This is a genomic window from Pseudomonas sp. TE24901 (genome assembly GCF_054058375.1).
Genome location: NZ_JBSSAF010000003.1, coordinates 149421 through 161973 on the forward strand (window position 1 = coordinate 149421; position 12553 = coordinate 161973).

Annotated in this window: 10 protein-coding genes; 4 read left to right on the top strand and 6 right to left on the bottom strand. The window is 61.9% G+C overall.

Going from position 1 to position 12553, the window contains the following annotated elements; all coding sequences use genetic code 11:
* Positions 1 to 151: 151 nt before the first annotated feature.
* The 3 genes from ACVWVP_RS06910 to amaB all read right to left on the bottom strand — a co-directional run bounded on the left by ACVWVP_RS06910 (position 152) and on the right by amaB (position 4594).
* On the bottom strand, positions 152 to 1288 hold the full coding sequence (locus ACVWVP_RS06910; protein ID WP_178918698.1) for a branched-chain amino acid ABC transporter substrate-binding protein: 1137 nt from the start codon (positions 1286 to 1288) through the stop codon (positions 152 to 154).
* A gap of 374 nt (positions 1289 to 1662) precedes the next feature.
* Positions 1663 to 2946 (bottom strand): L-pipecolate oxidase, encoded by a 1284-nt coding sequence (gene amaA, locus ACVWVP_RS06915; RefSeq protein ID WP_178918697.1) that lies wholly within the window; start codon positions 2944 to 2946, stop codon positions 1663 to 1665.
* 157 nt (positions 2947 to 3103) lie between these two features.
* Positions 3104 to 4594 (bottom strand): L-piperidine-6-carboxylate dehydrogenase, encoded by a 1491-nt coding sequence (amaB, locus tag ACVWVP_RS06920; protein WP_178918696.1) that lies wholly within the window; start codon positions 4592 to 4594, stop codon positions 3104 to 3106.
* Between the two features lie 153 nt (positions 4595 to 4747).
* On the opposite strand from amaB, the gene ACVWVP_RS06925 reads away from it, so the two are divergent.
* From ACVWVP_RS06925 to nadE, 3 genes are all read left to right on the top strand, one after another.
* Complete coding sequence (locus ACVWVP_RS06925) at positions 4748 to 5638, top strand: LysR family transcriptional regulator (RefSeq protein WP_185705121.1); 891 nt, start codon at positions 4748 to 4750, stop codon at positions 5636 to 5638.
* Between the two features lie 206 nt (positions 5639 to 5844).
* A complete protein-coding gene (gene pncB, locus ACVWVP_RS06930) occupies positions 5845 to 7059 on the top strand; it encodes a nicotinate phosphoribosyltransferase (RefSeq protein ID WP_176997113.1) in 1215 nt (404 codons plus the stop codon).
* Between the two features lie 3 nt (positions 7060 to 7062).
* Positions 7063 to 7890 (top strand): ammonia-dependent NAD(+) synthetase, encoded by an 828-nt coding sequence (gene nadE, locus ACVWVP_RS06935; RefSeq protein WP_259172647.1) that lies wholly within the window; start codon positions 7063 to 7065, stop codon positions 7888 to 7890.
* 136 nt (positions 7891 to 8026) lie between these two features.
* Here nadE and azu read toward each other — a convergent pair whose 3' ends face one another.
* A complete protein-coding gene (azu, locus tag ACVWVP_RS06940; RefSeq protein WP_178918693.1) occupies positions 8027 to 8473 on the bottom strand; it encodes an azurin in 447 nt (148 codons plus the stop codon).
* Positions 8474 to 8805: 332 nt separating this feature from the next.
* On the opposite strand from azu, the gene ACVWVP_RS06945 reads away from it, so the two are divergent.
* The gene (locus ACVWVP_RS06945) at positions 8806 to 8988 is read left to right on the top strand and encodes a hypothetical protein (RefSeq protein WP_178918692.1); all 183 of its coding nucleotides are present in this window, start codon (positions 8806 to 8808) and stop codon (positions 8986 to 8988) included.
* 146 nt (positions 8989 to 9134) lie between these two features.
* Here the strand turns inward: ACVWVP_RS06945 and ACVWVP_RS06950 are convergent, their stop codons facing one another.
* The gene (locus tag ACVWVP_RS06950) at positions 9135 to 10025 is read right to left on the bottom strand and encodes a transglutaminase family protein (protein ID WP_178918691.1); all 891 of its coding nucleotides are present in this window, start codon (positions 10023 to 10025) and stop codon (positions 9135 to 9137) included.
* The gene (locus ACVWVP_RS06955) at positions 10025 to 12511 is read right to left on the bottom strand and encodes a circularly permuted type 2 ATP-grasp protein (RefSeq protein WP_457404937.1); all 2487 of its coding nucleotides are present in this window, start codon (positions 12509 to 12511) and stop codon (positions 10025 to 10027) included. The genes ACVWVP_RS06950 and ACVWVP_RS06955 overlap by 1 nt, the downstream gene beginning before the upstream one ends.
* Positions 12512 to 12553 lie beyond the last annotated feature (42 nt).

Below are 12553 nucleotides of genomic sequence, written 5' to 3' on the forward strand. Positions count from 1 at the left end.
GATTTGTGGCCGGGCTCAAACAACCACAGTCCATGTGGGAGCTGGCTTGCCTGCGATGCAGACACCGCGGTGCTTCAGGTGTACTGCTGTGATGCAATCGCAGGCAAGCCAGCTCCCACAGGGATGGAGGGTGTTCAAGCTGTCGCGTTGATTACTTCTGTTTTTCCAGCTGGTGGTATTTGCCGTCTTTATCCCACTGGTAAACCACGTAGTCGGAGATTTTCAGGTCGCCCTTGCCATCCCAGGCTTTTTCACCCATGACGGTTTTCACCGGGTGAGCCTTGAGCCACTTGGCCGCGTCTTCGCCCTTGTTGGATTTGGCGCCGTTGAAGCCAGCAGCCAGGGCCTGGATCGAAGCGTAGGCGTACAGGGTGTAGCCTTCAGGTTCTACGCCGGCTTTGCGGAATTGCTCCACAACGGCCTTGCTGTCTGGCAGCAGGCGTGGGTCGGCGCCGAAGGTCATGTACACGCCGTCTACGTATTGCGCGCCGCCAGCGGTGGCGACCAGTTCGTCGGTCACGACACCGTCATCCGACATGAACTTGACGTCTTTGAGGCCCGCTTCACGGATCTGGCGAACCAGAGGACCGGCTTCCGGGTGCAGACCGCCGAAGTACACGACGTCAGCGCCGGTGGAGCGGATCTTGGTGACCAGGGCGCTGAAGTCTTTCTCGCCACGGGTCAGGCCTTCTTCCAGCACAGGTTTCACGCCGCGCTTGGTCAACTGGGCAGCGGTGGCGTCAGCCAGGCCTTTGCCGTAGGTGTCTTTGTCGTTGATGACCGCGACTTTCTTGCCCTTGAGCACGTCGACGATGTAGTCGCCGGCCACGATGCCTTGCTGGTCGTCACGCCCGCACATACGGAACACCGCGCCCAGGCCACGCTCGGTCACCTGCGGGTTGGTGGAACCCGGGGTGATCATGATGATGCCTGCTTCGTCGTAGACCTCGGACGCCGGGATGGTGTTGGAGGAGCAGAAGTGCCCGACCACGCCGATCACTTTGTCCTGGTCGGCCAGACGGTTGGCCACGGCCACGGCTTGCTTGGGTTCGCAGGCATCGTCGCCGGCTACCAGCTTGATCTGCTCGCCGTTGACGCCACCGGCCTTGTTGATCACATCGGCTGCCGCTTGGGCACCCTTCATGTACTGCTCACCGAAAGCTGCGTTGGCGCCCGTCATCGGGCCCGCTACGCCAATCTTCACATCAGCTTGAACAAACGTAGAAACACCCAGTGCCGCTGTCACGGCGAGGGCCAGAAAACCTTTCTTGTAAAACGTCTGGGACATGAGTGGTGCTCCGAGGTTTTTGTTTATTGGCACTACGAGTTCACTGCAAACTTTCACGAGAAAGCCCAGAGCAAGGCGCGTGCCATTACGTTTTTATTAATCAAAAAGACACGGTGTCATTGTTATTACAGGCGTTTCGACTCCTTTTGCCAGGACGTGCAACCGTCTAGCATCAAGAGGTGCAACCAATGGATCCAAAAAGTACAACCCTGACGGGTCGCACCTGCAACCAGGCGTATAAACGACAGTTCCTGCACCTGTAACAATGTGCGTAACGGAACTGCACATTTACAGTGCGTGATTGCTACGACTTGCACCAATACAGATTAGTAGCCCGCTAAGAAAATGCAGGCTTCTGAGCGGTATTTCGCTGATCAGATCACGATCCGCAGGCATTGCCCGGCGTGATACAGCGAGAATCCGGCTTCATACAGGCAACTGCGCAGGCCCACCCCGGCCAGGGGACGCATCGGCGCGAAGGGAATCGGCAAGGCCTGGGGATTCTGGTGACACAGGTAATCGGCAAACGCCTTGCCGACCACGCTGCCGGTGGTCACGCCACGCCCGTTATAGCCCGTTACTGCCACCAGGCCCGGCGCTGGCTCGAACAGGCGCATCAGGTGGTCCGGCGTGAAGGCGATGCAGCCGGTCCAGGTGCACTCCCACTGCACCGATTTGAGATACGGGAAGTAATGCTGCTGCACCCGATCGGCCCACGCCTTGAGGAACCACGCTGGTTTCTGATTGCCGTTGCCCAGGCTGCCGAGCAACAGGCGCCCGTCGGCATCGCGGCGGATGCTGCTCAACACCTGACGCGTGTCCCACGACCCCTGGCCACCCGGCAGGATCTGCTGGGCCGCGTCGTCCGTGAGCGGGGCTGACGCCACCTGGTAGTAATAGCCGGGGAAAAAATTGCGCCGCAGTTCGGTCCATTCGCCTTCGGTGTAGGCATTCGAGGCGATCACCACCTGCGCCGCCTGTACCGAACCCTGGGCGGTCTGCACCGACCAGTGCGCGCCCTGGCGCTCAAGCTGGGTGACCGGGGAATGGTCGAACAACTGCCCGCCCAGGCCGACGGCCGCATTCGCCAGACCGGTGGTGTAAGCCATCGGGTTCAGGGTGCCGGCCCGTCGGTCGAGCAAGGCAGCGGCGATCTTTTTGGTACCCGTGGCCTGCTCGCAGGCCTGGCCGGTGAGCAATTCCACCGGCGCGCCCCGGCGCTTCCATTGTTCTTCACGGCTGCGCAGGTCCGCCTCGCCCCGGGCGTTGTGCGCCATGTGCAAGGTGCCTTCACGGCGCAGTTGGCAATCAATGGTGTATTTGTCGATGAGGCTGAACACCAGGGACGGTGCCGCGCCGAGCATGCGGTTGAGCTGGCTGCCCACCGCTTCGCCGAAACCGGCTTCGATGTCGTCTGGCGGGATCCACAGGCCGGCGTTGACCAGCCCGACGTTGCGCCCCGAACCGCCGTGACCGGTGCGATGGGCCTCCAGCACGGCAACGCTTTTGCCCTGTTCCAGCAAGTGAATGGCCGCCGACAAACCGGTGATGCCGGCGCCGATCACGCACACATCCACCTTGACCTCGCCCTTGAGCGCGGCGCGATCCGGCCGGCCAGGGGTGAGTTGTTCCCACAAACACGTTTCGCGCAATGCCATTGCCAGACTCCAATGAGACCTAACAAACAACCATTATTCTGAATTGCAAACCCAATCAACTGTGGGAGCTGGCTTGCCTGCGATGGCGGCGGCGACTGATACACCGCTATCGCAGGCAAGCCAGCTCCCACATTTTTAACCGCGTTTCGACAGTGGATCAGTCGAAAGTGATGCCCTGTGCCAGCGGCAACTCCAGCGAGTAGTTCACGGTGTTGGTCTGGCGACGCATGTACCCGCGCCACGCATCCGAACCCGACTCACGCCCGCCACCGGTTTCTTTCTCGCCCCCAAACGCGCCGCCGATTTCCGCGCCGCTCGGGCCGATGTTGACGTTGGCGATGCCGCAGTCGCTGCCCACGGCCGACATGAACTGCTCGGCCTCGCGCACATCGGTGGTGAAGATGCACGACGACAAGCCTTGGGGCACGGCGTTGTTCAGGCGCAGGGCTTCAGGGAAATCCTTGTAGCCGATCACATAGAGGATCGGCGCGAACGTCTCGGTGCACACCACGTCGCTCTGCTCGGGCATTTCCACGATGGCCGGCGACACGTAGTAGGCGTTGGGGAATTTGTCTTCCAGCTGGCGCTTGCCGCCGAACACCTTGCCGCCTTCGCTCAAGGCTTGTTCCAGGGCGTCCTGCATGTTGTCGAAGCCGTGCTTGTCGATCAGCGGGCCGATCAGGTTGCCTTCCAGTGGGTGGCCGATGCGCACTTTGGAATAGGCAGCCTTGAGGCGGGTGACGATTTCTTCTTTCACCGACTCATGGGCGATCAGGCGGCGCAGGGTGGTGCAGCGCTGGCCAGCGGTGCCGACGGCGCTGAACAGGATGGCACGCACGGCCATGTCCAGGTCGGCGCTTGGGCCGAGGATCATGGCGTTGTTGCCGCCCAGCTCCAGGATGCTGCGGGCAAAGCGCGCGGCGACTTTGGGGGCCACTTCGCGACCCATGCGGGTGCTGCCGGTGGCGCTGATCAGGGCCACGCGCGGGTCATCCACCAGCGCGGCGCCGGCGTCGCGGCCGCCGATGATCACTTGGCTGAGGTACTGCGGGGCATCGTTGAAATTCTTCAGCACGCGCTCGAACAACGCCTGGCAGGCCAGAGCGGTGAGCGGGGTCTTTTCCGAGGGTTTCCAGATCACCGCGTTGCCGCAGACCAGCGCCAGGGTGGTGTTCCACGCCCACACGGCCACCGGGAAGTTGAACGCACTGATCACGCCGACCACGCCCAGCGGGTGCCAGGTTTCACGCATGTGGTGGCCCGGGCGCTCGGAGGCGATGGTCAAGCCGTACAACTGGCGCGACAGGCCGACGGCGAAGTCGCAGATGTCGATCATTTCCTGCACTTCACCCAGGCCTTCCTGGGTGATCTTGCCGGCTTCCCAGGACACCAACTCGCCCAGGTCAGCCTTGTACTCGCGCAACACATCACCGAACTGACGCACCAGCTCGCCGCGACGCGGTGCCGGCACTTTGCGCCAGGCCTCGAATGCATGCTCGGCGCGACTGACCTGTTGCTCCACCTCGGCGGCACCTTCCCACTGCACGCTGCCGATGCGGCTGCCATCAATCGGCGAATGCACGGGCTGTTTGCCCGCCTGGTACAGCGCCGGGTTCACCCCGAGACGATCAAGCAATGCGGCAACCATGGGTCACTCCTTCAATCTCAAACAGAAAATTCGCGCCGCGGCACACACGGCGATCCAGACCTTATTTGTAGCTGGCCCAAGACTTGCCAACAAACGACGATTAGGCGAGATATCATTCCGTTTATTCATGCAAAGCCTAAAAAGAGGCACGCCGTGCTGAACAAAAGACATTTGCCCTCGATCACCGCCCTGCAGTGCTTCGAAGCCGCCACCCGCCACTTGAGCTTCACCCGCGCCGCCGAGGAACTGAACCTCACCCAGAGCGCGGTGAGCAAGCAAGTGGCGCAGCTTGAAGAACTCTTGCAACACCTGCTGTTCCGCCGCGTGCGCCGGCGCTTGCAGATGACCCCGGCGGGTGACCTGTACCTGGTGGAAGTGCGCAAGATTCTGACGCAGGTGGAAATGTCCACCCACTACCTGCGCTCTTATGGCGGCGAGACCGAAGTGCTGCGGGTGTCCACGCCCTACACCTTTGGTGCGCGCTGGCTGGTGCCGCGCCTCAAGGGCTGGCGGCTGCGTCACCCGCAGATCCACCTGGACCTGTGCAACGAGCAGGAGCCCGATGAGCTGCTGCAAGGCAAGGCCGACATGGCCTTCTACTTCGGCCAGGGCTCACGACCTGGCACCGAGAGCCTGAAGCTGTTCAGCGAAGAGCTGGTGCCGGTGTGTGCACCGGAAAGCCTGCCGGCGCGGCCTTTTACTGACCCCACGCAATTGAGCGACCTGGTCCTGCTGCAAAATGCCTCGCGGCCGCAAGGCTGGCACGACTGGTTCGCCAGCCAGGGTTACCAGACCGAGCACAGCTACCACGGGCCGCGTTTCGACACCTTTTATATGTGCATTCGTGCGGCGCAAGTGGGTTGTGGCGTGGCGTTGTTGCCGCGGTTTCTGGTGGAGGAGGAGCTGGCGGACGGCAAGCTGGTGATTCCCTGGCAGCATGCAATGCCGAGCCAGGATGCGTATTACCTGGCCTACCCGGAGCATTCGGCTGAGGTGCCCAAGGTGAGGGAGTTTGTGAAGTGGATGATGGAGCAGGTGATTTAGTGCCTGGAATACCGCCATCGCAGGCAAGCCCGCTCCCACATTTGGAATGCATTTCATCTGTGGGAGCTGGCTTGCCTGCGATGAGGCCAGTGACTGCACTGAAAAAATCACTGGCAAACCACCCCTCGCCTATGCGCCACTAGCGCCATTCCTTAATTGTGCGTAAAGGCCGGCGCCCATCGCCGACCCGTCTGGAGATTCCCGTTATGAGCGAGAGTGTGTTTGCCGATCGCATCGTGCAGAACCTGCTCGACACCGACTTCTACAAGCTGACCATGATGCAGGCGGTGCTGCACAACTACCCGAACGTGGAAGTTGAATGGGAGTTTCGTTGCCGTAACAGTGAAGACCTGCGCCCGTACCTGGCGGAGATCCGCTACCAGATCGAGCGCCTCGCCGAGCTGAGCCTGAGCCCCGACCAGTTGGGTTTCCTGGAGCGCATCAGCTTCATGAAGCCGGATTTTTTGCGTTTTCTGGGGCTGTTCCGCTTCAACCTGCGCTACGTGCAGACCGGCATCGAGAACGGCGAATTATTCATTCGCCTGCGCGGGCCATGGCTGCATGTGATCCTGTTTGAAGTGCCGATGCTGGCCATCGTCAGCGAAGTGCGCAACCGCTACCGCTACCAGACCGTAATCCTCGAACAGGCCCGCGAGCAGCTGTATCGCAAGTTCGACTGGCTCACCGCCAACGCCAGCAGCGAAGAGCTGTCCGAGTTGCAAGTGGCCGACTTCGGCACCCGCCGCCGCTTCTCGTACCGCGTGCAGGAAGAAGTGGTCAATGTGCTCAAGCATGACTTCCCCGGACGCTTCGTCGGCACCAGCAACGTGCACCTGGCCCGCGAGCTAAACATGAAACCGCTCGGCACCATGGCCCACGAATGGATCATGGCCCACCAGCAACTGGGGCCGCGTCTGATCGACAGCCAGATCGCCGCCCTCGATTGCTGGGTGCGTGAATACCGTGGCCTGCTGGGCATCGCGTTGACCGATTGCATCACCACCGATGCCTTCCTGGGCGATTTCGATCTGTACTTCGCCAAGCTGTTCGACGGCCTGCGCCACGACTCCGGCGACCCGGTGCAATGGGCCGAAAAAGCCATCGCCCATTACCACAAGCTCGGCATCGAGCCGATGAGCAAGACCCTGGTGTTCTCCGACAGCCTGTCGCTGCCCAAGGCCCTGGAAATATTCCGGGCGCTGCGCGGTCGCATCAATGTGAGCTTCGGCATCGGCACCAACCTGACCTGCGACATCCCGGGCGTGGAACCGATGAGCATCGTGCTTAAAATGACCGCCTGCAATGGTCAGCCCGTGGCGAAGATCTCCGATGAAGCGGGCAAGACCCACTGCACCGATCCAAATTTTGTCGCCTATTTGCGGCACGTTTTCAAAGTACCTGCCCTTTCCAGCAAGGAGTGAATCATGCAAGCCGTACAGCGTGAGATTGCGCAGCAGCTCAAGGTTCAAGCACCGTTCAAAGACCAGGCCGCCCTTGAGGCCGAAGTTTCCCGTCGCATCACCTTCATCCAGGATTGCTTGCGCAATTCCGGGCTCAAGACCCTGGTGCTGGGCATCAGCGGCGGTGTGGACTCCCTGACCGCAGGCCTGTTGGCCCAGCGCGCGATGAAAGAGCTGCGCGAAAACACTGGCGATGCGGCCTACCGCTTTATCGCGGTGCGCCTGCCTTACGAAACTCAGTTCGATGAAATCGATGCCACCGCCTCAGTGGACTTTATCGAGCCCGACGAACGCCATACCGTGAACATCGGCCCGGCGGTGAAGGCGCTGGCCAATGAAGTGGCGGCGTTTGAAGGCAAGGCGGCGGTGTCCCGTGATTTCGTGCTGGGCAACACCAAGGCGCGCATGCGCATGGTGGCGCAGTACACCATCGCCGGCGCGGCTGGTGGCCTGGTGATTGGTACTGACCATGCGGCGGAAGCGGTGATGGGCTTTTTCACCAAGTTTGGCGACGGTGCCTGCGACTTGGCGCCGTTGAGCGGGTTGGTGAAGAATCAGGTGCGAGCCATTGCACGGCATTTTGGCGCGCCGGAATCACTGGTCGAGAAAGTGCCGACGGCGGATTTGGAAGACCTGTCGCCGGGCAAGCCGGACGAAGCGTCACATGGCGTGACCTACGCCGAGATCGATGCGTTCCTGCACGGTGAGCCCGTGCGTGAGGAAGCGTTCAAGATTATCTGCGATACCTACCGCAAGACGGAGCACAAGCGGGTCATGCCGTTTGCGCCGTGAGCTGAGACAGGTAGTTTTGTATTGATTATTTGATCGCCATCGCAGGCAAGCCAGCTCCCACAGTTGACCGAGTTCCAGCATGAGAATGCGGGCGAATGTGGGAGCTGGCTTGCTCGCGAAGAACGATGACGCGGTCTTACTTAACCACCACCGTGCCTTTCATCATCGAGATGTGGCCCGGGAACGAGCAGAAGAACGCATAGTCAGTGCCCGCCTTCAGCTTGGACACATCAAAGCTCACCGAATCTTTCTCGCCAGCACCGATGATCTTGGTGTGGGCGATGATGCGTGCGTCGCCTTCTTTCAGGTAGTTCTTGTCGATGCCTGCGGCCATGCCGTCGCTGGCCACCGGCTGCATGTCGGCGGCCGTGGTCAGTACCCAGTTATGGCCCATGACGTTTTTCGGCAAGCTGCCCGAGTGCTCCAGGTTCACGGTGAAGGTCTTGCAGCTCTTGTCGATGGTGATTTCTTTGGTGTTGAACGACATCTGGTCGGTGGAGTCGACGGTGACCGCGCACTCTGCAGCAAGCAACTGGCCGCTCGCCAGAGTCAGCAGGGAAACAGCAACGAGTTTGGCAAACATGTGAATCTCCAAGGCAGGGTTTAAAAAACGCGTATTGCGACAAGGGTGCCTGAAGCAGGCAGGAATTCTTATGATCTGCATCAACAGATTGTATACAACTTTAGGCTATCAGACTGATCAACACAATCTACCAGCCAAAGTGCGACGACCTGCCTATGATCGGGCCATCACCCATTGGAGCCCGAGCCATGCACCTCAACCAACTGTTCAACGGCCTGCTGGCCGCCTACGCCTGCGGTAAGTGAAGGCCAAGCGCGCTGCTAAGCTGCTACCATGGCAGCCCAAGGCAGCTGCGCGCCGCCACCCTCACCTTCGACCCTAGAGGATCGCCCATGGCCAAACCTAATTACTCCTTCGCCAAACGTCAGAGAGACTTGGCCAAGGAGCAGAAGAAAGAGGAAAAACTGCAACGCAAGAAAGCCGCTGCAGAAGAAGAGGCCAATGGTCTGACCGCCGAAGTTGATGGTGAAGAAACGAACGACGAGACCGAAACACCAAAAGATCCTGCCGAATAACCGATTGCTGCAGGCTCGACAAAACTGATCACAACGATCACTAACTGATCACAACAGACCTGTAGTGAGCGGGCTTGCCCCGCGCCGACGGTGTTTCAAGCACCGTAGTGTGTCAGGCAGAGCGCCGCGCGGGGCGAGCCCGCTCACTACAAAAGTGGCATCACCGTCACCCGCACTTCCGGGTCATGGTTCCCTCCCCCCAGGATCACCCCGCGCAACGGCGACACATCCGAGAAGTCCCGGCCCCAGGCCAGGGTGATGTGTTCCAGCGCCGGCTGAACGTTGTTCGTCGGATCAAAATCCACCCAGCCTGACACCGGGCAATACACCGAGACCCACGCGTGGGACGCATCGGCGCCGATCAGCCGTGGCTGGCCGGGCGGTGGCTGGGTGAGCAGGTAACCACTGATATAACGCGCCGCCAGGCCCCGTGAACGCAGGCACGCGAGCATCAGGTGGGCAAAGTCCTGGCACACACCACGCCGGCGCTCCAGCACTTCCACCAGCGGCGTGGCGACCTGAGTGGCTTCGGCATCAAAGGTGAATTCGCCGAAGATCTTTTCCATCAGCGCCTGCACACCCAGTAACAGCGGGCGGCCGGCCGGGAAGCAGCTCTCGGAGAACTCGACGAAGTTCTTTTTCAAGTGCACGTAGGGCGATTCGAAGCGAAAGCGGCAGGCCTCGATCAACGCTTCGGACATGGGCTGACTGCCGTAGGTGAGGCTGTCGCGGGTCTGTTCCCAGGCCGGCGACAATTGAAAGTCCAGCGCCGGCCGCGCCAGCACTTCCACGGTCAAGCCGGCGTTGACCAGCAACTCATCATGGGGCCGTTCGAACGCCAGACGGGTGATCGGGTTGCCAAACACATCCAGCTCATCACGGCGCGACGACGGCTGCGGGCTGATGTCCAGCTGTTGCGAGCTGCAACGCTGCCAGGCGCAGGGCCGTGGCCAGAGGTGCGCCAACTGCTGGGCCAGGGACACCGGGCTGTCGTAGTGGTAGTGGGTATCGTGGAAAATCTGGTAGCGCGCACTCATTACACCGACACCGTTTGCTGGCTGACATCATCCACATGGGCAAAATGGCGCAACGCCAAACGATCCGACACTTGCCCACTCTCATCGGCCACCGCTTGCAGCAGGTCGGCCAGGCCGTCCAGTGCGGCACGCACGCTGGACTCGCCAAACAACGGGTTCTCCAGGCAGCCCAGGTCGAAACGCGCCAAGCGCTCCACCAACGGGCCCAGGCCGGTTTCCCGGGGCACGCCAAAATCATCATTGAGCCGCCGCAACGTACGGCTGACCAACTTGAGCTGGAACAACACCGCATGGGGGTTCTGCTCGTCCAGCAGCAACAGGTCGAGCACCGGGATCAACTGCGGCACCGCCAGGTAGCGCGAGCGGTAAGTGATGCTGCTGTTGCCCAGTTCCAGCAACCACTCCAGCCCCGCCTGGTCGAACACCGCCACGCCACGCAGGAACGCCGCCAGGCTGCTGCTCAAAAATTGCAGGCGCTCGATGCGCCGGCCCATCATCAAGAAGCGCCAGCCTTCGTCGCGGGTCATGTCGTCCAGGGCAAACCCGGACAGCGCCGCCAGGGACATCACCAGGCGGTTGAGGAAGTCCAGTAACTCGCCAAAGTCCGGGGTTTCGCTTTCCAGCTCCAGGGCTTCGCGTTGCAGTTCCACCAACGCCTGCCAGTTCTCCCGGGACAGCTTGCCGCGCACCTGGGACGCCGCCCACTGCAAACGCTGCAGGTTGGCGCGCAGGCTCGATGGCCAATCATCGCCGAGCAAGGCCGCTTGCAGACGCTCGGGCAACTCGCCCTCGTCCGGCAGCAGGCGCAGGGTTTCACCCAGCTCGATCGCCGCCTGCAAAGCCAGTGGATCGTCGCCATCGACATAGCGCGCCAGCACGATACGCAGCCAACGAGCGCTGTCATCGCAGCGCTCGCAGTAGCGGCCGAACCAGAACAGGTTTTCCACCACGCGCGACGGCAGATAGGGGTCGCGGCGCACCAGGTCATGGGCACCGATGGCGCGCTGGGCACGCCAGTGTTCGCCACCGGCAGCCCGTTCGCCGAGCACCCAGGTGTCTTTGCTGGCGCCACCGCGCTGCATCGACACCACTTCGGCGTCGGCCTCGGCGGCCACGCGGGTCAGGCCACCGGGCAGCACCCGGTAACCCTCGTCGCTGGCCACGGCGTACACGCGCATGCCGATGGCACGGTGTTGCAGGTGGTCATCCACGGTGTGCCACACCGGCGCTTGGGACAGCTGCGCCAGTTCCTGGGCGACATAGGCATAAGGCCGCGCCCGCATGCGATCGGCCAGGGCCTGACGCTGTTCGTCGTTCAAGTCACGACCAAACACCGGGGCAAAGCTCTGCGACGGAAAGGCCGGCTTGATCAACAGCTCCGGCAGCTTTTCCAGCGCTTCAGCCAGCACCGGCGCTTCGCCGCACCACCAGGTGGCGATGGACGGCAGGATCAGCTCTTCACCAAACAGATAGTGGTTGATCTTCGGCAAGAAGCCCAACAGACCGGGGGATTCCAGCACGCCGCTGCCCAGGGCGTTGGCCACCAACACGTTGCCCTGGCGCACCGCGTCGAGCAGGCCGGGCACGCCCAGGGCCGAGTCGGTACGCAGTTCCAGCGGATCGCAGAAATCGTCGTCCAGGCGCCGCATGATCGCGTGCACCCGGCGCAGGCCGCTGAGGGTCTTGAGGAACACGGTGCTGTCGCGCACGGTGAGATCGCCGCCTTCCACCAACGGGTAGCCGAGCTGCCGGGCGAGGTAGAGGTGCTCGAAATAGCTTTCGTTGAATCGCCCAGGCGTGAGCAGCACGATCAACGGCGGCTGGTCATCACCGGGCGCCTGGCGGGCCAGGGTTTCCTGCAGCGTGCGGAAGAACCCGGTGAGGTGCTGCACCTGCAAATCGCGGTAGAGGTCCGGGAACGCACGGGACACGATGGTGCGGTTTTCCAGCGCATAACCGGCACCCGACGGCGCCTGGGTGCGGTCGGCCGTGACCCACCAGCGACCGTCGGGCGTGCGTGCCAGGTCCACCGCGTACAGATGCAGGAACGCGCCGTCGGGGGGCTGGATGCCCTGGCACGGCCACAGGAAATTGTTGTGCCCGAACACCAGCTCAGCGGGCAGCAAACCTTCCTTGATCAGGCGTTGCGGGCCATACAGGTCGGCCAGCACCGCATTGAGCAGGCGTGCACGCTGGGCGATGCCGGCCGACAGCTGCTGCCATTCATCGGCGGCCAGCACATGGGGCAACAAGTCCAGCTCCCATGGGCGATCGGCGCCCTTGGGGTCGGCGTAGACGTTGTAGGTCACGCCGTTTTCCTGGATCTGCCGGGTCAGCAGCGCCTGGCGCTGGGCCAGTTGCGCGGGTGTGCTGCGTTGCAGGTGGTCGAGCAGGCGCTGCCAATGGGCGCGCACCTGGCCACTGTCATCCAGCAGTTCATGATAAGTGCCCGCGGTCAGCGGGTAACGGTCGAGCAAGTCAGACATGGAACGCTCGGCAGAGGCAAGGGGGCTCAGATTAACTCAACA

Bases quoted from the DNA above. Each gene is read 5' to 3' on its own strand.
- ACVWVP_RS06910 (WP_178918698.1), bottom strand. From the start codon at position 1,288: ATGTCCCAGACGTTTTACAAGAAAGGTTTTCTGGCCCTCGCCGTGACA.
- amaA (WP_178918697.1), bottom strand. From the start codon at position 2,946: ATGGCATTGCGCGAAACGTGTTTGTGGGAACAACTCACCCCTGGCCGG.
- amaB (WP_178918696.1), bottom strand. From the start codon at position 4,594: ATGGTTGCCGCATTGCTTGATCGTCTCGGGGTGAACCCGGCGCTGTAC.
- pncB (WP_176997113.1), top strand. From the start codon at position 5,845: ATGAGCGAGAGTGTGTTTGCCGATCGCATCGTGCAGAACCTGCTCGAC.
- nadE (WP_259172647.1), top strand. From the start codon at position 7,063: ATGCAAGCCGTACAGCGTGAGATTGCGCAGCAGCTCAAGGTTCAAGCA.
- azu (WP_178918693.1), bottom strand. From the start codon at position 8,473: ATGTTTGCCAAACTCGTTGCTGTTTCCCTGCTGACTCTGGCGAGCGGC.
- ACVWVP_RS06945 (WP_178918692.1), top strand. From the start codon at position 8,806: ATGGCCAAACCTAATTACTCCTTCGCCAAACGTCAGAGAGACTTGGCC.
- ACVWVP_RS06950 (WP_178918691.1), bottom strand. From the start codon at position 10,025: ATGAGTGCGCGCTACCAGATTTTCCACGATACCCACTACCACTACGAC.
- ACVWVP_RS06955 (WP_457404937.1), bottom strand. From the start codon at position 12,511: ATGTCTGACTTGCTCGACCGTTACCCGCTGACCGCGGGCACTTATCAT.